At 48.5% G+C, this 24276-nt stretch carries 20 protein-coding genes; 2 read left to right on the forward strand and 18 right to left on the reverse strand.

The window, feature by feature from the left end; translation table 11 throughout:
• Positions 1–263 precede the first annotated feature (263 nt).
• Positions 264–446: a hypothetical protein gene (locus ACMP1L_RS08735; protein ID WP_177303422.1), complete on the reverse strand. Its 183-nt coding sequence runs from the start codon at positions 444–446 to the stop codon at positions 264–266.
• 161 nt (positions 447–607) lie between these two features.
• Positions 608–1459 (reverse strand): hypothetical protein, encoded by an 852-nt coding sequence (locus ACMP1L_RS08740; protein WP_418452717.1) that lies wholly within the window; start codon positions 1457–1459, stop codon positions 608–610.
• A gap of 197 nt (positions 1460–1656) precedes the next feature.
• On the opposite strand from ACMP1L_RS08740, the gene ACMP1L_RS08745 reads away from it, so the two are divergent.
• Positions 1657–2493, forward strand: a complete 837-nt coding sequence (locus ACMP1L_RS08745; protein WP_177303421.1) for an AIM24 family protein — start codon at positions 1657–1659, stop codon at positions 2491–2493.
• A 75-nt stretch (positions 2494–2568) separates the two neighbouring features.
• Here the strand turns inward: ACMP1L_RS08745 and ACMP1L_RS08750 are convergent, their stop codons facing one another.
• The 16 genes from ACMP1L_RS08750 to yqeB form a co-directional block, all read right to left on the reverse strand.
• Positions 2569–3912: a GntP family permease gene (locus ACMP1L_RS08750; protein ID WP_118530243.1), complete on the reverse strand. Its 1344-nt coding sequence runs from the start codon at positions 3910–3912 to the stop codon at positions 2569–2571.
• Between the two features lie 45 nt (positions 3913–3957).
• Positions 3958–5127 carry a CdaR family transcriptional regulator gene (locus ACMP1L_RS08755; protein ID WP_418452718.1) on the reverse strand — a complete coding sequence of 390 codons (1170 nt, stop codon included), beginning with the start codon at positions 5125–5127 and terminating at the stop codon, positions 3958–3960.
• 14 nt (positions 5128–5141) lie between these two features.
• Positions 5142–5945, reverse strand: coding sequence for an MBL fold metallo-hydrolase (locus tag ACMP1L_RS08760; protein ID WP_178754911.1), 804 nt, complete (start codon positions 5943–5945; stop codon positions 5142–5144).
• Between the two features lie 345 nt (positions 5946–6290).
• The gene (locus ACMP1L_RS08765; protein ID WP_418452721.1) at positions 6291–7472 is read right to left on the reverse strand and encodes a Wadjet anti-phage system protein JetD domain-containing protein; all 1182 of its coding nucleotides are present in this window, start codon (positions 7470–7472) and stop codon (positions 6291–6293) included.
• Positions 7462–10845: an ATP-binding protein gene (locus ACMP1L_RS08770; RefSeq protein ID WP_418452723.1), complete on the reverse strand. Its 3384-nt coding sequence runs from the start codon at positions 10843–10845 to the stop codon at positions 7462–7464. Before ACMP1L_RS08770 ends, ACMP1L_RS08765 begins: the two co-directional genes overlap by 11 nt.
• Positions 10826–11443, reverse strand: a complete 618-nt coding sequence (locus ACMP1L_RS08775) for a DUF4194 domain-containing protein (RefSeq protein ID WP_118732681.1) — start codon at positions 11441–11443, stop codon at positions 10826–10828. Before ACMP1L_RS08775 ends, ACMP1L_RS08770 begins: the two co-directional genes overlap by 20 nt.
• A gap of 119 nt (positions 11444–11562) precedes the next feature.
• On the reverse strand, positions 11563–12936 hold the full coding sequence (locus ACMP1L_RS08780; RefSeq protein WP_177303416.1) for a Wadjet anti-phage system protein JetA family protein: 1374 nt from the start codon (positions 12934–12936) through the stop codon (positions 11563–11565).
• A gap of 9 nt (positions 12937–12945) precedes the next feature.
• Positions 12946–14526 (reverse strand): glucose-6-phosphate isomerase, encoded by a 1581-nt coding sequence (locus tag ACMP1L_RS08785; RefSeq protein WP_418452724.1) that lies wholly within the window; start codon positions 14524–14526, stop codon positions 12946–12948.
• Positions 14527–14684: 158 nt separating this feature from the next.
• On the reverse strand, positions 14685–15299 hold the full coding sequence (locus ACMP1L_RS08790; RefSeq protein WP_178275933.1) for a metal-dependent hydrolase: 615 nt from the start codon (positions 15297–15299) through the stop codon (positions 14685–14687).
• A gap of 269 nt (positions 15300–15568) precedes the next feature.
• Positions 15569–16579 carry a GGGtGRT protein gene (locus ACMP1L_RS08795; RefSeq protein WP_118530062.1) on the reverse strand — a complete coding sequence of 337 codons (1011 nt, stop codon included), beginning with the start codon at positions 16577–16579 and terminating at the stop codon, positions 15569–15571.
• A gap of 18 nt (positions 16580–16597) precedes the next feature.
• Positions 16598–17290, reverse strand: a complete 693-nt coding sequence (locus ACMP1L_RS08800; RefSeq protein WP_118530060.1) for an iron-sulfur cluster assembly scaffold protein — start codon at positions 17288–17290, stop codon at positions 16598–16600.
• Between the two features lie 234 nt (positions 17291–17524).
• Complete coding sequence (gltA, locus tag ACMP1L_RS08805) at positions 17525–18913, reverse strand: NADPH-dependent glutamate synthase (protein ID WP_118530058.1); 1389 nt, start codon at positions 18911–18913, stop codon at positions 17525–17527.
• Positions 18914–18991: 78 nt separating this feature from the next.
• Positions 18992–19876: a sulfide/dihydroorotate dehydrogenase-like FAD/NAD-binding protein gene (locus ACMP1L_RS08810; RefSeq protein WP_418452725.1), complete on the reverse strand. Its 885-nt coding sequence runs from the start codon at positions 19874–19876 to the stop codon at positions 18992–18994.
• Positions 19877–20021: 145 nt separating this feature from the next.
• Entirely contained in the window at positions 20022–20510 is a 489-nt protein-coding gene (locus ACMP1L_RS08815; RefSeq protein WP_418452726.1) for a dihydrofolate reductase, read from the reverse strand.
• A 6-nt stretch (positions 20511–20516) separates the two neighbouring features.
• Positions 20517–21146: a hypothetical protein gene (locus ACMP1L_RS08820; RefSeq protein WP_118732688.1), complete on the reverse strand. Its 630-nt coding sequence runs from the start codon at positions 21144–21146 to the stop codon at positions 20517–20519.
• 68 nt (positions 21147–21214) lie between these two features.
• On the reverse strand, positions 21215–23512 hold the full coding sequence (gene yqeB / locus ACMP1L_RS08825; protein WP_418452728.1) for a selenium-dependent molybdenum cofactor biosynthesis protein YqeB: 2298 nt from the start codon (positions 23510–23512) through the stop codon (positions 21215–21217).
• Between the two features lie 256 nt (positions 23513–23768).
• On the opposite strand from yqeB, the gene ACMP1L_RS08830 reads away from it, so the two are divergent.
• Positions 23769–24227: a hypothetical protein gene (locus ACMP1L_RS08830; RefSeq protein WP_347560182.1), complete on the forward strand. Its 459-nt coding sequence runs from the start codon at positions 23769–23771 to the stop codon at positions 24225–24227.
• The last annotated feature ends 49 nt before the right edge of the window (positions 24228–24276 follow it).

The following is a 24276-nucleotide window of genomic DNA, read 5'->3' on the forward strand; positions in this document are numbered from 1 at the left end:
CTTTTTGTGGCAGAGTTAATATGGGCTGTAGCCGCTATTTTTCATAGCGAAGCCAATACAGCAGGAAGTGAATGAGACCACCTTCCGGGATTTTCAGCATATCAGGTGTTTGCATCTTGAGCACACACGTCCGAATGTGGCGGATGTTCATCCGACACAGGCGAACGCGTGTTAGCGAAAGCAAGCAAACAACGATATGTGAAAATAGAGGAAGGCGGTCTCTTTCACTTCCGGACCTTTATTCAGCTTTGTAACTCAAATTTTTATTTTATGCGAAACTGTTCCAGTATCTCCGGCTTCACGTTTTTTGCATCCAGATGATGTTTTTCCAGATAAGACGCATATTTATGAAGATCATATTTTAACGGTGACTGTGCTGAATCCAGATCATGTGTTTCAAGATAATCGCGCATAATGGCGCGCCGTTCTTTTCCTGATTTTCCCATACCTCAATTCCTCCTGCTTCATTTCTTTTGTCTTTTCCCGATTTAAAAACATCACTTATAAACCGGCAGCTTTCTTCTGACAATTATAGCAAGGCTGTGCTAGAATTGCAATGAGACCTGGCTCAGCCAGCTTCAACCTCGCCAAAAATCCATCATTACTGTTAAATCGTTCCGCTTACGATCAAAGTGCTGACACCCGGACTGATAATCCACGCTCCGGTCGCCGGATCCTGGGTGTAGGTGGCTGCAGGAACCGTCACTTCTCCTAATGTGGTGGTAAATTCACCGGTTGTTTCATTGTAGGTATAATTTACAGGCGCACTCCAGGAAGCTCCATTGAAGGTGACAGTCAGATCTCTTAAAATCGGGTCAAAGGTGTCCGTCACAAGAGCTTCCGTGGCCGGAACAGCCGGAGTGTTACCGGTATTCTGGATCACAAAGGTATAGGTCAGTCTGCCGCACTCCGTCACCGGGACCGGGCTGACCGATTTGGTAATGGAGAGAACCGGTTCTGCCACAGCAGAAATCGTTTCCGCCGCGGTGATTCCGGTAATGCAGGTGCCGGATACTGTCACGGTATTGGTGACTTCCGCCTCCGGCTGCGGCGGTGCGTATGCATTCAGTCTGGTCTCATAAATGATCGTCGCATTTCCGCCTGCCGGCACACTGATCCCGGTAATCACAAGCGGCGGTCCTGCTTCTACAGTCGGAGCTGTCTGGAGCAAGCCGTTCCGGTAATAGTGAATGGTACCCGCAACATAATCCTGTGGCGTATGCGCTCCTTCTCCAAATGTATATCGTCCCAGATCATCGCTCATGGTCAGTCCGGCATACTCAGCCGTGCCTGCATTAACGATATTGATGATATAGGTCACGGTATCATGCTGACGGTACGTCCGTTTTACCGCACTCTTGGTAACAGACAATACTTCCTGAATTTCTCCAACGGTAATATTGGAATTGGCCACTTCATTGCCATAGCGCAGCTGCGCCTGATTTGTGAAAAATGCCATATACTGTTGTCCCCTTTTTTAAATGGTTACAGTATAGCATATGACAAAAACGGATATGTGGTGCAGGGCTTGTATCATTCAAAAATAGTTGAATTCACCGTTTTCTAATCCGGATGTTTACTTTTGTATAATTCCCATATATACTATGATTCATATGCAACGGTTTTCTACAATAATCACACAAAGGAGAATCCATCATGAGAATTGTTAATCTTGAGAACAATAACCGTAAAATTATCAGCACAATCAATAACTTTCATGTATTAGAATATGTTCAGGATGCCAGCGTATCTCCTATGAACGCTATCGATGAATACTTCATGAGTAAGATGAATGTCCGGAGGCGGCAGGTAGTCATTGACATCAGCCGAGAGCATTCTGCCGTCATTCAGGCCGGTGCCATGCAATGGATGGGTGGAAATGTACAGGCAACATCCGGAGTAAAGGGACTCGGTGATCTCTTTGGCAAGGCCATCAAAGGGGCCGTCACCAAAGAAACTGCCGTAAAACCTGAATATATCGGTGAAGGATTTCTTGTTCTGGAACCAACCTACAAATATATTATCCTTCAGGATGTTTCCAAATGGGGAAGTGTTGGAATGACCATTGAAGATGGAATGTTTCTTGCCTGTGACGCAAATGTTAAGCGCAACATTGTGGCACGTAAGACTCTATCTTCCGCTGTATTAGGCGGTGAAGGTTTATTTAATATGAGCCTGCAGGGTAACGGTGCGGTTGCTTTAGAGAGTAATGTACCGGAAGATGAACTGATTGAAATTGAACTGGAAAACGATGAATTAAAAATCGATGGCAATCTAGCTGTATGCTGGTCCTCAAATCTTGATTTTACCGTAGAACGCACCACCAAAACTCTGGTTGGATCTGCAGTAAGCGGCGAAGGCCTCGTAAATGTGTACCGCGGTTCCGGTCGTGTGCTGATGAGTCCTGTTGCACCAACTGATTCCCTGTTTTCTTCTACAAATACACTTGCAGCCAAAGCTGCTGCTAAAAATAGCAATACATTTGGAAAATAACTCATAATGCCCCGCAACCCATAAGTTTGCGGGGCATTCATATCGTCTAAAACGACTTTATTTACCTGTTGGCAATCAGTGTACAAAAATCAGAGACAGAATAAATACGACTATAATGGTGGTAACACCCATAACTGCCGTCATACCGGTCTGACATTTATATGCATCCTGCGTATCCATATCTGAGAACTGGGATACAACCCAGAAGTAAGAATCATTTGCATGGGATACGGTCATGGATCCTGCACCAATAGCCATAATAACCAGAACCTTTGCTAACGGAGAAGTAAATCCCAGAGCCGGCATCATCGGCGCAATCATTGCAGAGGTGGTGATCATCGCTACCGTAGAAGCACCCATTGCAGTTTTTAACAGTGCTGCAATGATAAACGGCAGGAACACGCCTACGCCAAGTCCCAGTAAGGATGCGCTCAGAGCGTCCGCGATCGGGAGCTTCTGAAGAATGGCACCAAAGGAGCCTCCTGCACCGGTAATAGCCAGGATCCCTGCGGAGTTGGTAACACCCTCAGTGATCCATTTCAGGGAATTCTGCTTCTCTTCCTGCGGGATCAGGGTCATGGCAAGAAATACACCAAGGATCAGGGCGATAACCGGGTTACCGATGAAGGAGAAGAACATCTTCACGGCGCCGTCACCAAAGGGTGCGCTCGGGAAATCACTGACGGATTTTAATGCGATCAGGATGATCGGGAGCAGGATCGGGGAGAAACTATGTAATGCACCAGGAAGCTTGCCGTATTTCTCTACCAGTTCTTCTACGGTGTACTCCGGATTTGCCGGGATATCAATCTTGCTGGATACCTTATTTGCATAAATCAGGGCAGATGCAACAGCCGGTATGGAAATGATCAGGCCAACCAGAATGGTCAGTCCCAGGTCTGCTTCCAGGGTACCTGCCATAGCGATCGGGCCGGGAGTCGGCGGTACCAGGCAATGGGTTGCATACAGACCGCCGGAAAGCGCGGTAGCCATAACAGCCAGGGAGACATTACTCTGGCTTGCCAGTGCTCTGGAGATCGGGCTTAAGATAACGAAACCGGAATCACAGAAAACCGGAATACCGGTAATGTAACCGGTGATGCCCATGGTCAGAACGCTCTTTTCTTTTCCGACAATCTTTAAAATAGTGTTTGCCATAGTGAGTGCCGCACCGGTTTTTTCCAGAATTGTTCCAATAATGGTTCCGGCCAGGATTACGATACCAATGCTGGCCAGGATATTACCAAAGCCGCTCTTGACGGTACTGATTACCTCTTCTGTCGGGATTCCGCATACAAGACCGACTAAAACTGCAATAACGGTCAGCACCAGAAACGGGTGCATGTTAAACTTCGATATGGCTATGACCATACATACAACTGCTAAAAATATCACGCCAAAGATAAATAAACCTGACATACAAATACCTCCTTTTCGCTAAACACGATCCATTCTCCAAATTTGTTATTCCATGCCTTCCGGACTTTTGCTGTCCTCCGGCATATTACGGTACTCCAGAAGCATTCGGATAAAGAATTCCCGCACAAATACGGTATCCTGCTCCAGTTCCAAAGTCTGGTACAGCTGTTTCATGCGGTACAGCAATGTGTTCTTATGCAGATTCAGTTTTTCCGCCGCCTTTGCGACACTTCCTCCGTATTCGTAATACACCTGAGCTGTCTGTAATAGCTGCTCCGCCTGTTTTTTCCCGTGCTGGTCTTCCAGCCTGCGGAGCATCTGCACTGCGGTCCGCGCACCATCCTGAACGGTAAACCTTCCCATCAGATACTGCATTCTGCATGTATGCTCTTCCAGATTCTGAATCACCCCTCCTCCCTGTTTTTTCAGTACGGATACTTCTCTCATACCTGCTGAAATCTCTTCTAAGTTTCTGCATGGACTGCTGACTGCTGCATTCCAGACATCTTCTGCTTCTATCTCATGCAGCAGTTTATCCAGGCTCTTCTGCATTTCCGGTGATTCTCCGCCGCCAAGCAGGATCACATAATCCGCATTTTGGATTCCAAATACGTCGCGTCTCCTGTCCAGCACATTTTTCCAGATCAGATTCTGGATAAACTGGGGGTAATCCAGCAGATGCTTCATATTGCGCTCTGCCGCACGCTCATACAGCAAAATGATCCGAAGCGGAAATTCCAGCTGCAGATTCAGCATACCGCACAGCTTTGTGATCATCTCCTTCTGGCTTTTCCCTCCAAAAAGGAGCAGTCTCAAAAGCTGATTTCGAAGCTCTGCCTCCAGGTTTTGTTTCTGTGTCATCTGAAGCTGGGAAAAGCTCTGTGTCACATAGACACGAAGCAGATTGGCAATGCTCTGCACCTCTTCTTCGCATCCGAAGATCCCGACTACACCGATGATCTCATCATTCAGGAAGATCGGCATATTGTAGCCTTCCTTGGTTCCCGGATAACGTGGCAGATCCTCTTTTTTGATCCGGACCGGCTTTCCGGTTGCCAGAACCTCCGAAGCCCCCTGATGGAAATCACCGATCCGGTGCTTTTCCGTAGACGCAATGATGATGCCCTTCTGATCCATGATGTTAATGGTCCGCTGGCCAACCAGCAGAGAGGTAGCTTCTACAAAATCCTGTGCCAGCTTTGCGAATTCACTCATTGCGTTTTCTCCTTTTACAGGTAAATGCAGTCCCCCGCACCCAGATAACAATGTTCCAGTCCGGTTTCCTGATCCATGATCTCCTGAAGCAGTTCTCCGGAGCAATGATTAAATCCGATAAGGCTGACTCCCATCTGCTTCATCTGTTCCAATGTGGCGCGGATCCGTCCTGCATCTGCTTCTACCAGATGTGTGCCGCCAAAAACTGCCCGGATGGGTTTGTCAAAACGCTTCTGCACCGTGGTCAGAATATTTAAGATTCCCGGATGGCTGCAGCCTACGATCACAGTCTGACCCTCCGGTCCATCTAACACCATGCAGATTTCATCGGAAAAATCATCTTTCACCCACTGGCCGCCGCGGTGCCGTACAAAGCGATCCGGAATCTGCTCAAAATCATGGGTGCGCTCAAAGTTTCCGACCAGATAACATCCTGATTCCAGCTCCAGATATCCGTCACAGATCCGGTGTTCCAATCCCTGTTCCTGCATCCAGGCTTCGTTGAATCCGCAGCCAAGATAGGTAGCTTTTCTGCCGTCCCGGGCATATTTTTCCTCAAAATAGCCCGTTCCTGTATACAGTGGACAATGAAGCCCCTCCTTCACAAATTCCGGGTAACCGCCTGCATGATCATAATGGCCATGGCTTCCCACCGCATATTGTATGTTCTCCATCCCAATATTCAGCTTGCAGGCATTATCATACGCTGCCTTTCCTGCGCCAAAATCAAACAAAATCCGTGATTTTTCCGTTTCCACCAGAAATGACAAGCCATGTTCCGCTGTCAGAGATTTCTGTTCCCCACGCCTGTTGTCCATGACAGTTGTTATTTTCACCAACTCACCCCCTTATTTTTCCCGTTTCATTGTACAATTCATTATAACACACTCTGTCATTTTCATCATTGTGACAGATCACAATTTTCAGAATTATTTTTTGACGTAAAAAGAAGTCTCTCCTGTTCATGAACTGTTCATAAATTCGTTACAAACATTCCATATCCAGGAAAAACTTCTTTCACATTTTCTCGATATACTTACATCATCAAATGAAGCTGCCAAGTACAATTTGATAAATTTTTTCATAATCGCCGGCGGGCCTGGAAGGCTCACCGGCTCCTCCCTTTTATGGAGATTTTTTCTCCATCTGATATAGAAAAAACGTCATATCAGAAAACATTCCTGTTCAATTCCCATTTTCCCTTTGATCATGTGCTCGATGAGTTCTTCCATGAGTGGTTCCGTTCCCCGCATGTCTTCCAGTTTTTTCAGGGTTTCCGGTTTTATCTCATAACCACGTTGTATATAATAGTCGTATTGATCTGCGTCCATACTTAATGGGCGGACCCGGGAGCAGACATGTTCACGGATATGGCGAAAAATACGGATGCCGCCGTAGTCCAAATCCCCAGTGTGATAAAATTCCACATCAGGAAGAACTGCCAGAAGCTTTCTTAAAAACTCACATTCCAATGGAGAAAAGAAACCATGAGAAAATATGATCAGAGTTTCCTCCTCGTAAGGCATGGAAACATAGTTAGCCTTATTTTCTACAGTTATGATCTTTCTGATATTCTGACCGGCCGGAACTTCTGCATGGCGGAGCGTTTTCGTGTTGAGCACCGTTCCATAACAAAAGTCCTCCAGGGAGATTTCTTTCCCCTTCAGGATGATTTTCAGATTTCCCTTCACAGCAAGCTCCTGGGCGTATTCCTCCAGATAAACCTGAGATAAAATTTCTTTATCATTCATAGCCTCATCAACATCCGGATGATACGCAGACAGAATTGAGACAACTCTTGTTCTCAGCACATTTTCAAATACTTTGGTACTGCCCAGTACCGCAACACTGAACACTCGCTGATAAACCGGCTCCCTCAGCTTTTCCAGGGCATCCAGGCAGGTAAAAAGCTGTTCCCCGTACTTCGACAGATCTGGAGACTGCTTCCCCTTTTCCAGAGATGCCGCCTGATCCTCATAATACGCTTTCAGCCACCCGGTCTGAGCCTGTTTACTCCATTTGCAAAGCGTCTGCCTTTCTTCCTGAATCCGCTCCCATTTCGGAGTCAGGCCAGACAGTTCATAGAACTGCCCGGCCTGCTTCAGACAATAAGTAATCTTTTCGATGTCATTTCCGTATTCCAGCCATTTGATCTGAATCAGTCCGCGCTGTTCCAGCATCCGAGCTTCCTCCAGAAGTTCTGATTTTCCTGCCCGGTTAAAATCCTCCTGCTGGATTTTCAGGCTCCGGTTTCCCGACGCGTTTTCCAGCCAGTCCACGCTGCTGCTTTCGATCTTATCAAGAATCCGGCGCACCAGATAATCCTTCTCCCTTTTATTCTTCATCCTCTTCCTCTGCCAGATCCTCCTTCAGCTGCTCAAACTCCGGTTTCTCGAACTCCTGAATGGAGATATTTTTCTTATTCGGGTTTGCGAATACGAAGATCTTGTCCACGGTTTCCAGATAGTTCTGGATCTTGTCGTTGGTGGCGCTGATGAGGGCCTGAAATCCCAGTCCGCGGATCAACTTGATGCAGCTTGCCACCTTCTCCGCATCCATCTTGGAAAATGCTTCATCCAGCACCACCAGACGGATGGTCGGATTTCTCCTGAGTCCCGGCTTTAAGTCGATCTTGTAGGCCTGGGCAAAGCTTGCCAGCAGGGCCACGTAAAGCGGATTCTGTCCCTCGCCGCCGGAGTTTTTGCGGATCATCTTACTGAGGCGGATCTTCAGAACTTCGTCCTCATTCTGGATCAGCTGCTGCATATCAAAGGAAAGATAGGTCCGGTAGTCAGCGTATTTTTCCATGTTGCGTTTGGCTGTTTCCAGTTCCTCCGGGGTCGCGTGATCAGGCGGGATGAAGATGTCGATCAGCTCATTGATAAGCGGTCCATACTGGCTTTCATGCTCCATGGTAAAGAGATTCAACTGGTTGTCCAGTCCGATATCCAGATCCGATGGCTTGATCTGCAGGGCATCATCCATGAACATATCGTAAAACCGTCCATCGCTGCCCTTATTCTTTCCAATATAGAACTGATAGCGGTCCTTACCGAAATCGAGGTGGCTGATGATGCGGTTTAACTCGTCTTTGCGCTGTAATGCTTCCTTAATGGCACTGCGGATCTTGTACATGAAGTCATCCTTGAAATGCTCCACTGCTGCCTTTGCCTGCTCCCCGGCACGTTTCCGGTATTCCTCCAGGCGATCGCAGGCAAGATCATCCAGCAGCTTCTGGTATTCCTCGTTGCTCTCGGCTTCCACAGAAAAATTGCGGTGAGGATAGGTGCGCAGATAGGCATTCCGGAGTTCCCGCAGCTTCTGCATTTCCTTCTCCTGCTCTTCTTCGGCCTTTTCCTGCTTTCTCAGATATCCTCCACACTGCAGATCATAGCGGATAACCGCACCGCTCGCCTGCTTTTGCTCCAACAGTTCCTGAAACTCTGCGTCAAATTCTGGCTGCGCCACATGATTTCGTTCTTTTTCTGTCAGGATTTTTTCCAAATTCACCAGAGTCCGTTTTTCATTTTCTCCAGCCCACTCGGACCGGCTTCTCTGATCTTTCACCTGTTCCAATACCTTCTCCCGGCGCTTGCACAGTTCCACAATGGATGCCCGTTCTTCTTCCCAGGCCGCCACGTTCTGGCTCTTTAACTGTTCCAGACGCTCCCGCAGGTTTTTCTGCTCCTGCTGCTTTTCCAGATAATCTGCCTTGTCCTTTTTCCAGCCAAGGTAGATTTCCAGATCCTGGCTTAAGAATTCCAGACCAAGCACACGCTCGCCATCCTTTAACATAGTCTGCAGCGGTTCCATTTCCTCCTGCAGTTTCCGGATGGATTCTTCCAGAAGCTTCACGCGCTGACGCATACTCTTTTTGCCGATATAAGCAAACCTTGTATACAAATCTGGATTGATGTGCTGGATCCGGTAGCTGTGGTACAGCACGCAATCCTTTGTAATGCCGACGCGGTAGCTGCGCAGTTCATCCACGCTGTCACACTTGATGACCTTGCCTAGCTGGAAATTCATGTAAGCCTGGGCGTAATCGCGTCCAGCCTCCACTTCTTCTGCCAGCGCACCCTTTAAAACCGGCTGCTCATCTGCCAGAACACGCTCTGTATCCAGCACAGCAACCCGGTAATATTTTTTCGGGTCCAGTTCCTTGTAGATTTCCATCGCAGCCTTCGCGTACTTTGGCTCAACCGTCAGAAGCAGCTTGTTGTTTCCAAGATAGCCCTCAATGGCATTGCGCCATGCGTCATCCCGCACTTCCAGAAGATCTGCAAGAACCTCTACCTCCACGCTCTTTCCGGTCTTTAAGAAAAGCTGGGTCTGAAGGATATTCCGGACGGTTTCCAGTTCTTTCGGATAAGCTTTGTTTCCAGCCTTTAACTGGGCAATCTCCTCCTGAGCCTTCTTCAGTTCTTTGCTCTTTTCCCGGATCTGGCTGCGGGCATCCTGTATCTGGCTCTCCACCTCTTTCCGCATCTGAAGCAGATCTTCCTTCAGGCGTTTTAAGGCTTCCTCACTGATCACGCCCTTCTCAAAGGCCTCAATATCCCAGAGGGTGCTGTTGGATGCGATTCCTTCCTCGTTCCAGGCCGCCAGTTTTTCGGCTGTCTGCTTCCAGCGGGCCTGGCTGCTGCCCAGATGCTCTACCAGCTCGTTGACGGCCTTTAACTGGCTTTTCAGTTCCTCGTAGCCGCTGCTGGAAATCTTGCGCAGAAGCTCTTCGCTTTTCGCCGTCAGTTCCTGGATCTCTGTCTCCATGGCAGCCACATCCTGAGCCGCTTTCTCCTGGTCTGCCTCCAGTGCCTGGATCTTGTCCTGGCTTTCCTGGATTTTCCGTCGGTCCTGCAGCATATCAAACTTGCCCGCAAAATATCCGCACAGTTCTTTTTCTTTCCGGGCTGCTGCCATAGTCTCATGCTGCCCGCAGATAGCTTTCAGGCTGTCGATCTCCCGGCAGGTATCCTCAATCCGGTGTCTTAAGCGCCCATACTCCGTCACGCTCTGCTGCATGTCTTCGATATGGATATCCTGCTCCATGCAGATATATTCTTTTACAAAATCCTCCAGCTTGATATTCATGCGGAATGGGATCGCACGCTTAAACAAAAGCGGGAATTTTTCCGCATCCAGACCACCCAGATAGATATCATAAAGCTGTTTGCGAAAACGTTCATTATGGGAACCAAAATAACATTCCTCCCTGGAAAAGCTTTCCATCAGCCAGTTTTTTACCTCATTGATTGACATGGCCCGGTCTGTTTTGCGGTATTCATGATCCGGTATCGGTCCCTTATGCCAGAAAAACATACGACCGATCTCATTCGTAGCAGTCTCGACATCAAAAACAACGCCTACACACTGACTGGCTCCGGTATCTGTCTGTCGAAGTTCCAGCACGATGGTACTGGAAAAATTCTGATTTCGCAGATAAGAAAAGCTGTTATCTTCTCCGATATTGATCATGCCGCGCAGATACTCGATCAGACTTCGGTCAGAATCATCTGCCGCTGCCTTATTAAAAAAGCCACGGCCGTCTGTATTGGCATAAAGCACGATCTGCATGGCATCAATGACGGTAGATTTTCCACTTCCGGAATGCCCGGTAAAAAAATTGATCCCATCATCAAAAGAAAGGGTCCTGTGTTTAATATAATGCCAGTTGTTCAGGCATATCCTGGACAAGGCTTCAAATCTCTGATTTTCCATCTTCCTCTTCTCCTTCGCGGAATGTTTCCAACAGTTCCCGCACATCGTCCCCCATCAGGATCACATGAATGGTTGGATAAACTACCAGACGGCTGAATCCGTCCAGTTCCTCCAACACATCGAGCGGTTCCACTACCTGATACTTTTTCAGCATAGCCAGGCTTCTTCGGATTTCGGAGACAGAGGGCTGTTTTTTCAGCAAACGGTAGGTAGCAAGTTTTTCATGGATCTCACTCAAGGTGGTGACGACATTGGCCGATGTAGATACCGATGACATCTGCTCATCGTAGATCAGTTTCAGGATCAGAACATAGAGTGTAGCCAGTTTCGGGAGTTTTTCTCCCACAACCTGTTCTCCCCGGATATAGATCAGGCCAAGCTGACTGTTTTCCACAACCTCAATCCCCATAATAGAAAAGTATTTCTGAATAAATTCCAGGTGACGGTTGCAATCATAAAATGCCGGATTGGTCTGGCTGCGCTTTGCCTTACGGTCATAGGTACGTTCCAGCAAAAAGGTCTGCCGGTATAATAAACGGATACTTTCCGAAACCTGTTCCTGCTCAGCTCCGGAAAGTGCCTCAAAATAATCGATCATCCAATTTTTCCTTTCTTTTATCAATACACCTATTATACAATAAATCCATGCCTTTTTCGACGAAATACCAAGAAAAAAACAAAAGCCTGACATTTCGCCAGGCTTTCGCTGTTTACTGCTCATTTTTTTACAAATACCAGTGCCGGATACCGGTATCCGGCATGCTCTACCACAGGCACTTCCTGATCCAGAACCCGGTACGGACTGTCCTTACGCACGGAATCATCGTACGCAAGAACCAGCTTTTCAAAATCCTCCGGTGAGGAAACGGTATCTTCTGTCACGGCAAACCGTCCGTTGACCATCCGCTCCAGTACAAAGGCACGAATCTGTTTCCGACTGTAACGGTTCTTCATACGGTTCAGCTGCAGGATTTCTTCTCTTGTCAGCTCTTCCGGCTCCTCCTCCGGCATCAATTCCGCCGTAAAATCCTGGCGTGATTTATACCGTTTATACAGGGAATGATCAGAAATCACCGTAAACTGGGAAAAATTCATCCTGGAAGCCGTGTGAGCCAGTTTTTTCTCCAGATCTTCTTCCGAAGAAGCTGATAAATCATTCAGCAGCTGAATGACCAGCCCCTTCATATTATCCTGCTGATTCAGGAGATAATTAAGTCTGGTCACCGTAGCCCGGATATACCGGGTATGCTCCGTATCCATGTTGCAGATACGATGTTCAATATCATCAAAACCGCGATCGATCAGATCCAGCTGGCCGATAATGTCCTCCGGAGTCAGGTCCAACCCACGAAGCTGCTTATTCCGCACACAGACGATATCCAGCCAGGAAACATCCTGGCGCATCTGCATGAGCCAATGCTTGATATCTGTCTTATACAGGTAAAAGTTATCCGAAGTCTTTAAAATATGATATTTTTTCCGGACAATCTCCTCTACATAGCCATCCAGATGCTCCTGCAAAAGATCTCCGTAGCTTTTCTGTTCCAGAAGACTGGCAAAAAACTGATCCATGTTATGAAGCATATCCTGCAACGTTTTGTTCAATCTCCTGGTATTCACCAGCGCTGTCTTTAACAATGAAATATTGCAGCGCGGATCATTCTTGAAGGCAAACAAAATTGCATAGATATTCTGAATATAAACCTGAGTGTCATCCTCATCTTCTCCTGCCAGATGTGCAAAAGCACTGACAAAGACTGCTGCATAGTCCGGAATGACGATATTTACGCTCATATTGAGGTAATCATCCACCTTCCTGAGCCATCCGGACTTCAGCAGCCAGTTTAAAATGCGGGTAGCCAGTGGCTCCAGCATGTCCAGCTCATCCTCCAGCTCGTCCTGAACCATCACCACGCGTGTTTTCGCAAAATAATCACTCAGGGTCTGAATACAGATTTCCCTGCTTAGGAAATAGTTGCTGTATTGATATTCTTCATTAATCTGCAGCAGTGCGTCAATATAAACCTGACGGTTTTTTGAACGGAATAATCCCCAGAAGGAATCCGGAATTTCCAAAAACTGATTTTCCATAAGGTATGCTTAGATTTCGAGCAGATCGCTGAAGGCCTTCAGGGCACCATCTGTCTCATGAGCCAGTACACGCTTTGCAAGAACTTTGCCCAGCTGTACGCCTTCCTGATCGAAGCTGTTTACATTCCATAAAAAGCCCTGGAACATCACTTTATTCTCAAAATGTGCCAGAAGTGCACCAAGAGCACCCGGATTTACCTGCTCACCGATGATGATGCTGGAAGGACGGCCGCCCTCGAAGTTTTTATTGCGGTTCTCGTCTGCCTTTCCGCAGGAAAATGCCATGATCTGGGCTGCTACGTTTGCACAGAGCTTCTGCTGGCTGGTACTTCCCTGGATCACTACATCGGTCTCCATCTGGTTTTTCTTAAAGCCTACAAACTGCAGAGGAACAATATCGGTTCCCTGATGCAGAAGCTGATAGAAGGAGTGCTGGCCGTTGGTACCCGGCTCACCAAAGATCACCGGTCCGGTCACATAGCTTACCGGCTCGCCGAAGCGGTTGACAGATTTGCCGTTGGACTCCATGTCAAGCTGCTGAAGATGTGCCGGAAAACGGCTTAATGCCTGAGAATACGGAAGCACTGCAGTACACGGATAACCAAGCACATTGCGCTCGTAAACACCGATCAGGGCATCTAACATAGCAGCATTCTTTGTTGCATCTGCTTCTGCTGCCAGCTTGTCTGCCTCTGCCGCGCCATCGAGAAACTGTGCAAACACCTCCGGGCCAAATGCAAGGGAGAGTACAGCGCCTCCCACTGCGGAAGTAGAAGAATAACGTCCGCCGATGTAATCATCCATAAAGAACGCTGCCAGATAATCACTGCTCTTAGCCAATGGAGAAGTCTCACTGGTTACAGCGATCATGTGTTTGGAAGGATCGAGATCTGCCTTCTTTAACGCATCTTTCACAAAGGACTCATTGGTCAGGGTTTCAAGCGTAGTACCGGATTTGGAAACCAGAACAAAGATGGAATGTGCCACATCAATGCCATACAATACAGCTGCGGCATCATCCGGATCTACATTGCTGATGAACTTTGCCTCCATCTTGAAAGTGCCGTTCTTCTTTGCCCAGTTTTCCAATGCCAGATACATGGCTCTCGGGCCAAGGTCACTGCCGCCGATACCGATCTGAACAACCGTAGTAAACTTTTCTCCTGCGGCATTCGTGATGTCCCCATTGTGAACCTTGTTGGCGAATTCTGCGATACGCTCCTGCTGCTGCTTGTAGAAAGTACGCTTGTCCACGCCATCTGCGATAACTGCATTCCCCAGCTGACCACGGGTCATGTGATGCAGGACCAGACGTTTCTCTCCTGTATTGATAACTTCGCCACTGTAAAGAGCTTTAAATTTCTCTGCCAGCTGCGCTTCATCAGCCAGTTTCTTCAATGCGTCAAGTACAGTATCATCTACCTGCTTTGCTGCATAGTGGTAAACAAGTCCCTCTGCCATCGGCACACTGTATTTTTTAACGCGCTCTGCGCCTTTCTCTCCGGTCATTGCCTCCGCAAGATTCACACGGGCTGCCTTTTCCAGCTCCTGATAGGAAGTAAGAGTATCCAGGTTATTCCAGGTAATCATATTTTGATTCCTCCTTCAATACATTATACTGATTTTTAAGTCGATAATTTTCTGTCAATCATGATAATTATACTCTCAGATTTTCTGAATTTCAAGAGTTTTCACGGACAGGAGACACAATAACCCCTTTTTTGATCTGCTTGTTACCCGCTTCTTTCTTATCGATGAAAAATCACGCCTGTCAGAAGTTTCAGCGTTACCCCCACGGACAAAACAGAACCGCAAAACAGAAATAACCGATTGACCAGCCCTGACGCGGAACAGATTCCCAGGCTGAACCGCTTCCGGTACGGATACAGAAGCTGTTCTCCTTTGTGGTTCAGAAAATCAAGAACCAAATGGGATGCAAAAGCAATCCCAAAATATGGGACCAGTATTGGCAGAAATACGCCAACACTGCTCATAAGCAGGCCTCCTGCCAAAAAGGAATGGAAAAAGGAACGGTGCGGCGTCTTCTTTCCGTAGGCACAGATTGCCAGAAAGGCGGCACAGGCCAGCACAATGCGGCTGACCGAGCTGTTGCTCATCAGCCGCTGATACAGGCCCAGATGCCAGTGTGCTTCTACCACCACGATACCGATCACTATCGTTTCCAGCACAAATATAATCTGATCCGCTCTGCGGCTGCTCTCCGAAGTTCCGCAATCTATATCACTGATCACAGAGCCTACAGCCGCTGTCCCGGCACCAAGGATCAGCTCCGGTAATGTATGGGGCTGAAGCAGCAGCAGCGAGGCTGCCACACCAACCGCCATGTGTGTTTTTCCAAGCATATCTTTTCTCTATATTCTCCTTCTATATCTCATTCTGTCTTCTGTTATATGCGAACCACTTTTTATATTTGTCAATGAACTCGATTTCAAGATATCACATTTAAGTCTAAACGTTTCCAAGCCTACATTGAGATTTTTCGTAGACTTCTCGTAGACTTTTGCCATTTTATAGACGACTTTTTTAATTCCTGGATATAGTTGAAATCAAAAAGAGACTTCCAGAGTAATCTCTAAAAGTCCCTTTTCGCTTGATTTTAAGCCATTTTTAATTAGAACTTGCCAGCAGTAGCTGCTTCCTCAACAGCTACAGCTACAGCTACAGTCATACCAACCATCGGGTTGTTACCTGCACCGATCAGACCCATCATCTCTACGTGAGCCGGAACGGAAGAAGAACCTGCGAACTGTGCATCGGAATGCATACGGCCAAGGGTATCGGTCATACCATAGGAAGCCGGGCCTGCTGCCATGTTATCCGGATGCAGGGTACGTCCGGTACCGCCGCCAGAAGCTACGGAGAAGTACTTCTTGCCTGCTTCCAGTCTCTCCTTCTTGTAGGTACCTGCTACCGGATGCTGGAAACGGGTCGGGTTGGTAGAGTTACCGGTGATGGAAACGTCTACGTTCTCTTTCCACATGATTGCAACACCTTCCGGAACGCTGTTTGCGCCGTAGCAGTTAACCTTTGCGCGAAGACCCTCAGAGTAGGATTTGCGGAATACTTCCTTAACCTCGTTGGTGTATGGATTGTATTCAGTCTCGATGTAGGTGAAGCCATTGATACGTGCGATGATCTGAGCAGCGTCTTTTCCAAGACCGTTTAAGATAACGCGCAGCGGTTTCTGACGAACTTTGTTTGCTTTCTCAGCGATACCGATTGCGCCCTCTGCTGCTGCGAAGGACTCGTGGCCAGCCAGGAATGCGAAGCACTCGGTCTCCTCTTCCAGAAGCATCTTGCCAAGGTTACCATGGCCAAGACCTACCTTACGGGTATCTGCAACAGAACCCGGGATACAGAATGCCTGCAGGCCCTCGCCGATTGCTGCTGCTGCCTCAGCTGCTTTTCTGCAGCCTTTCTTGATTGCGATTGCTGCGCCTACGGTGTAAGCCCATTTAGCGTTCTCAAAGCAGATCGGCTGAATACCCTCAACCATCTTGTATACATCAAGACCTGCGTCTTTGGTGATCTTCTCTGCCTCTTCAATGGAAGCAATGCCATAGCTGTTTAATGCTTCATTGATCTGTTTGATACGTCTCTCATATGATTCAAATAATGCCATGATTATAGTCCTCCTTCTTTACGCCTGTCTCGGGTCGATGATCTTAACTGCATCAGCAACACGGCCGTACTGACCTTTTGCCTTTTCCCAAGCGGTGTTCGGGTCATCACCCTTCTTGATGAAGTCAGTCATCTTGCCAAGGCTTACGAACTGATAACCAATGATCTGATCGTCTGCGTCCAGAGCGATACCGGTTACATAGCCCTCAGCCATCTCCAGGTAACGAGGACCTTTCTTTAAGGTTCCGTACATGGTACCAACCTGGGAACGAAGACCTTTACCAAGATCCTCCAGGCCGGCACCGATCGGCAGTCCATCCTCAGAGAATGCGCTCTGAGTTCTGCCATATGCGATCTGTAAGAACAGTTCTCTCATTGCGGTGTTAATTGCGTCACATACCAGGTCGGTGTTCAGAGCCTCCAGAACGGTTAAGCCCGGAAGAATCTCTGCTGCCATTGCTGCGGAGTGAGTCATGCCGGAGCAGCCGATGGTCTCAACCAGAGCCTCCTGGATGATACCCTCTTTTACGTTCAGGGTAAGCTTGCAGGCACCCTGCTGCGGAGCACACCAGCCCACACCATGGGTCAAACCGGAAATGTCGGAAACCTGCTTGGACTGTACCCATTTTGCTTCTTCCGGAATCGGAGCAGCGCCATGATGAACGCCCTGTGCAACTGTGCACATCTCTTCTACTTCATGTGAATAAATCATGTTAAAACTCCTTTCAACTATGTAATGTCCTGAAAGTACGTGCTGCACGATGTTTCCGCAATTTTTTCAGCCCTGTACCCGGCAAATGAAAGATTGTCAAAAACATCACACCATACTTGAATACATTTTCTCACAAAAGTGACAAATAGTCCATAGTTTTTTTGTAGAAATTTAAGAGCAGATACCTCAAATATATGTGGCACCTGCTTTTTTTTTCCATTATTTTATGTTTGATTATTTATTGCTTAAGTACTCGTGGATACCCTTTGCACCGTGCTTTCCTGCTTCCATAGCCAGGATTACGGTTGCAGCACCGGTTACGGCATCACCGCCTGCGAACACTCCGGCACGAGAGGTCTGTCCGTTCTCCGGCTCCGCAACGATACATTTACGCTTATTGATCTCAAGTCCCTCCGTAGTAGAGGAAATAAGCGGGTTCGGAGAGGTACCGAGTGACATGATGACGGTATCTACATCCATCACATACTCGGAGCCTGCAATCTCTACCGGACGGCGTCTTCCGGATGCATCCGGCTCGCCAAGCTCCATCTTCACAACCTTGATGCCCTTTACCCAGTCATTCTCATCGGTCAGGATCTCTACCGGGTTGGTCAGAAGGTCAAAGATCACACCCTCTTCCTTTGCATGGTGAACTTCCTCCACACGGGCCGGAAGCTCTGCCTCACTACGACGGTACACGATATGTACCTCAGCGCCAAGGCGAAGTGCTGTTCTTGCAGCATCCATGGCTACGTTGCCGCCACCGACTACAGCAACCTTCTTGCCTGCTACGATCGGGGTATCATAGTCCTCGCGGAAGGCTTTCATCAGGTTGTTTCTGGTTAAGTACTCATTTGCTGAGAACACGCCGTTTGCATTCTCACCCGGAATACCCATGAATTTCGGAAGGCCTGCTCCGGAACCGATGAAGACAGCCTCAAAGCCCTCTTCGTCCATCAGCTCATCAATGGTAACGGATTTGCCGATGATAACGTCTGTCTCGATCTTAACACCTAATTTCTTTACGTTCTCGATTTCAGAACGGACAACGGTCTCTTTCGGGAGACGGAATTCCGGAATACCGTAGGTTAATACTCCGCCCGGCTCATGAAGTGCCTCGAAAATGGTAACATCGTAGCCCAGCTTTGCCAGATCGCCTGCGCAGGTCAGACCTGCAGGGCCGGAACCGACAACAGCAACCTTCTTTCCGTTTTTCTCCTCCGCTGCCTTCGGAACGAAACCGTTTTCTCTGGACCAGTCAGCCACGAAACGCTCCAGCTTACCGATGGAGATTGGCTCACCCTTGATGCCGCGGATGCATTTGCCCTCACACTGGCTCTCCTGCGGGCACACACGGCCGCAGACTGCCGGAAGTGCGGAAGACTCAGCAATGACATTGGCTGCAGCCTCAAAGTTTCCGGCCTCGACTTCTTTGATGAAGCCAGGAATATTGATGGAAACCGGGCAGCCGCCCATACATTTTGCGTTGTTCTTACATTTTAAGCATCTGGAAGCCTCTTCCATAGCCTCTTCTTTATTGTATCCATAGCACACTTCCTCAAAGTTGGTAGCGCGCACCTTTGCGTCCTGCTCTCTGACAGGAGTCTTCTTTAATACGTCCATTCTTAATTATCCTCCGATCACAGACAGCTTCCCGCTGTCTTGCCTAATGAATCCAAATGAGTGAACCTGCAGCCCGGATTAACCGTTGCACTGGCCGCAGCCGCCGTGATGGGTATCACCCTCGACAGCCTTTAACATGGCTCTGCCTTCTTCGGTCTTGTACATCTGCTGACGCTTCATAGCCTCGTCAAAGTTTACGAGATGGCCGTCAAACTCCGGTCCGTCCACGCATGCGAACTTCACTTCGTCACCAACGGTTAAACGGCATGCTCCACACATACCGGTTCCGTCTACCATGATCGGGTTCATGCTGACGATAGTTGGGATATTCAGTTCTTTGGTCAGTTTGCATACAAATTTCATCATGATCATCGGTCCGATGGCTACGCACACATCGTACTGCTTGCCCTGGTTCTCTACCAGGTCCTTGATCACCTCGGTTACCATGCCCTTGCGCACATAGGAACCGTCATCGGTGGTAATGTAAAGATTTCCGGCCTGCTCCTTCATCATGTCTTCCAGGATCAGCAGTTCTTTATTCTTGGCACCAACGATAACATCAACATCGATACCATGCTGCTTCATCCACTTAACCTGCGGATAAACCGGTGCGGTACCAACGCCGCCTGCTACAAATAAGTACTTGCGGCCCTTTACTTCCTCGATATCTTCCTTGACAAACTCGGACGGCTGACCAAGCGGTCCCACAAAGTCCTGGAATGCGTCGCCTGCCTGTAACTCAGACATCTTTAAGGTAGATGCGCCTACGATCTGGAATACGATGGTTACGGTACCCTTCTCACGGTCGAAATCGCAGATGGTAAGCGGGATACGCTCACCCTTCTCATCCATCTTCACAATGACAAATTCACCCGGCTGGCAGGATCTTGCCACTCTCGGAGCTTCTACATCCATCAGGAAAATCTTCTCCGCAAGCTTTTCCGCTTTTAAAATCTTATACATTTCCTTCCTCCTGTTTTGCGTTCTGCAAATTGTGCATGCCATCTATAGCAGCAAAAAACTTTTTAGATATGCTAAAACTATTTTAGCACTTCCCGGTTCAAATGGCAACACTTATTGTTAATAACATAACATATATTATACAGCTTTATTTCTTTTTGTACAGCCGATATTCGTAACAAAGGTCAAAATATGTCTGCTCATCGCTTTCCAGAACCATTTCCCAGGCCGCATCCTGGTCCAGATTCGGAAAATGTGTATCTGCCGCATAGGCGAAATCGATCCAGGTGATCTGTGCCTCATCACAGTACGGGAGAAACTGCCGGTATACGCTTTCCCCGCCGATGATATAGACATCATCCGTATGATAAGCACGGAGCAGTTCCATCACTTCTTCCACGCTGCCGCATACAGAAGCTCCTTTGACCCTGTAATCCGGGTCGGTCGTAAGTACAATATTCGTCCGCCCGTACAGAGGCTGTGCTCCCGGCAGACTCTCCAGCGTTTTTCTTCCCATGACAATAACCTTGCCCATGGTTTCGTCCCGGAACATTTTCTGATCCTGGGGAATGGACACCAGAAGCTGGCCTTTATTTCCGATGGCCCAGTTTTTATCTACTGCCGCAATCAGTTTCACGCTATTTTACGCCTCCTCTTCCTCAGCCAGGATCAGTTCCTTTGCGTAAGGCAGGGTTTTGATCCAGTCGCAGAAGGTATGCCATTCATCCAGCTTATGATTCTTTCTGGAAAAATAGATATTGATCAGGGTTTCGTAATTTAAGGTGCAGGTGCGCATCTGGTTGTAGCTGGAGGGCAGAAGCTGGATCATGTCATACCAGTATGCCTTGTCCTTGGTCTCCACATATTTCAAGCGGATCTTTTCCAGCTGATCCACAATGGTCTGCATATAGGCCTCGCTCTCCGGTGTCAGATGGTCATGGCTGAAATCATCTAACTCAAAGGGTTTGCTGTGGATCTTATGCATGGTGCTGGTGGAGTTTGCCACCGTTGCCACCTTGTAGGTATCATATTCCTTCCACCAGTACATGGGCGCAGTGATATCCACCGATACAAAGACCTGGCGGATATATTTGCGGTGGTCACTTCCGGCACGGCGCAGGCGCTTGGCCAGTCCCAGATCATTTGGTCCCAGCACGTAATTGCCGTCCTCATCATAAAAGCTGTCCATCCGGTTCCAGCTGTTCATAGGATTGCGTGCCCCGCGCATGGCATTTTCCAGATTCATGACGCTGGTACGTTCTAATTTAATCATGTTGTATTCCTTCCTTATGGGATGTCAAAACAATGGCTGCAGCCTGTATATGCTTTTATAATCCGCAGTCAATCGTTCTGATTATAGCAAAGCTGGGATTTCTCGTCAACATCCGCCAGCTCCCGGCTGCTCCCGGCAACAAAGCGGGCCACGTCCTCCGGATGCGCCAGCAGTACCTTTCTTCCTCCCACATCCCCACTCAGTGCAAGCAGTTCTTTCCGGTATTCCGGTGCAAAGATGACCGGATTTCCATCCATGCCTTCCCAGGATGCACAGACCATTCCCCTTGTATTTTTGCGGAATGCTGTCACAAGTCCGCGAATGGTTTCGCGGGTCAGCCACGGCTGGTCACTGACTGAAAAACAGACCGCGTAATGCTCCGGGATCTGTTCCAGGGCGAGGTGAACAGAATGGGAGATTCCCAGGGCACTTTGATTGTTCTTTACCGTCTCAAATCCCTCTCTCCCAAGATCCTCCAGAATCTCATCATACTGGCTCACCACAATCTTTTTCGCAAAAAAATCCTCCGGCATAGCATTTACCTCATCTGCCACATGGCGGTACATCGGCCGGCCATCCACCTCCGCCAGCAGCTTGTTTCCGCCGAAACGGCGGCTGTCCCCGGCTGCCAGAAGCACCATGGCAACCGGCATATGGTCATGAGGACGGAAGCGGTAATTCAAAACAGCCTCCAGCACGCCTCCACCGATGGAGGATGCCTTGTCGGAAACGGTAAAGCAGTGTGCCACATCACAGCGTGGATCCACATCACCGGATTTCATGCCGGCTGTCACTTCCACACCATCCTGCAAAAGTCCCCGCACAACACCATCAATCTGCGCCAGCACCGGAGTTTGGTCCACATAGCCCACCACATCATTCTTTTTCACTACTGCACCAATTTCTACTGCTCCTTTAAAAACACCGGCTGCCGGAGCCTTAATGAGACGTTCCAGTCCATACCCGCCGATCAGTCCCGGAATCCCGGTATTTGGAATGGCGCTTCCCTTCCAGATACACCGGCCCAGATAATGGCCACGTTTCGTCTCTACAACGCAGTGACAGTCTTCCCCGGCAGTAAATCCTGGTCCAACACCAACCACAAAGGGAGCATCTGTGATCTTTGTTCCAAGATTGCGTTTTGCCAGAATGGCGTCAACCACCACATCCGGATGAAATTCATGGATACATCGTGCTGTTTCATCCACCATAACAGCTATATTGCCATTTTGGATCTCTTGCTCTGCCACTTTTACAGAATCACACAGCACACCGGTCACATCCTCCACCTGCATGCGCCCCTGATAAACTGCCGGAGAAAATGCCACAGTACGCCGCACAGTAGTCGGCACCGCAATATCCGTCATCAGGATCCGGAATCCCGCCCGGTGCAGGCGCAGCGCAATGCCGCTGGCCAGATCTCCGGAGCCTTTGATCAGAACCCGGCCCATACCGTCCGTTATTCCGGTAAGTCTCTGTTTTGATTCTGTGTTTGTCATCACCGTGTCAGTTGTTTCTGTATCAATCATGGTATTTCTTCTCCTTTTCCTGGTTGTTCTGGCACATCCCGACTGCAGATTTCCCGGCAGCATAAAGGCAATTTTTTCTGAAAGCTTCTGCTCCGTTTTTGTGTCTGCCTGGTTCAGCAGAATGCGGTAATAGCGGCCATCCACGCCTTTTCGGCTTCCACGCTCATCCATCAGAAGGAGCGTCATATCCTCTGCGCCTATGACATCCTGTGCCTCCTTATGAAGCCAGCCGCCATGGGACGCGAACCGGAAGCAGCTGTCGCCGAACTGCTTTCCACCGGCTGTCAGCCCCACACAGGCTATGATCAGCCCGGTCTGCGGAATCAAAACCGGTTCCGTATCTGATGGAACTTTTAACGGCAAACGCTTGGCTCCGTCTGCCTCAATAAGGATCACATCAAACTGTGAGAGCAGCCGCTTCATCACACGCTCCTCTCCGAGGTCCTCCGGCATGGCAAGCTTCCACGCATTGTCCGGATCCTCCACCTGTTTTCCTGCTGCCAGAATGAAACCGCCCGGATTCCGGAGCGCACCGGCATAACTCGCCGCATCCAGATCTGCAAGCTTCGGTATCACTTCAGTCCTGTACTGCTCCGGCTTCGCAATGTGCGTGCTGGTAGTGATCAGGATCCGGGCGCCTTTTGCGGCAAGCTCTTCTGCCAGATCATACATCGTGCTGGTCTTTCCTCCCGCACCTACTATGGAAATGACTCGTGGCAGAGTCCTCCAGTCTGCGAACCCCAGTGCTGCCAGAATGCTGTCCGTCTCTTCAAAATTCTGTTTTTCCGGATCCCAGCGTTCTGCTTTCACCGAAGCAACAATTAGTTTCTGCTCCATCCTTGTTCTTTCCCCCTCATCGTGCTATAATTTCTCCATGAAATTATTATACCATGTTCGCTCTCTCCCGGATAGGACATATGACCGGATTCTCTTTTCCTGCGGTCTTTTCCTACTTCTGACAGAGTGTTATAAACAATGCTTTTTATATTTTATCATCGACAAGTGCCATTACGACTGGTGGTTTTTTCCATTTCAGCTGTGCAGTCTCCCCATGTATCTTTGCCTGCTTCTTCCATTTCTGAAGCATAAAAGTATGAAGACTGCTGTCTGCACCTTTTTGCAGGATTTTAACCTGCTTGGCGGGTTGGCTGCGCTCATCGTATCAGAAGGCTTTCGCGGCATCCACTGGACACTGACCCTGCACGGGTATATCTGGCATCTGCTCCTGGTCTTCATAGGACTGTTTGTTTTTGCAGGCAGACGTTCCGATTTATGCCTGAGGGGGTATCTGCAGACACTCCCTCTGTTCCTGGCCAGCTGTTCCATTGCTTTTTTCATCAACATCCTTGCACCGGGACATGGACAAGCCGATATGTTCTACATTTCACCCTATTACCCCAGTACCCAGCCGGTTTTCCATGAGATTGCGATGGCTGCCGGCATTATCCCTGCCAATCTGTTATATCTCTTTACCATCTGCCTGGGTGCAGCACTTGTGCACTTCCTTTTCTATCTGCTGGAAAAGCATTTCACCGCAGATGCGAAAAGCTGAAACACATATGCAATTTCCCATAATACAGAAAAAAGGTCTCATGCCGGCA

It is taken from the genome of Ventrimonas sp. (assembly GCF_048380235.1).
Lineage (GTDB): Bacteria > Bacillota > Clostridia > Lachnospirales > Lachnospiraceae > Brotaphodocola.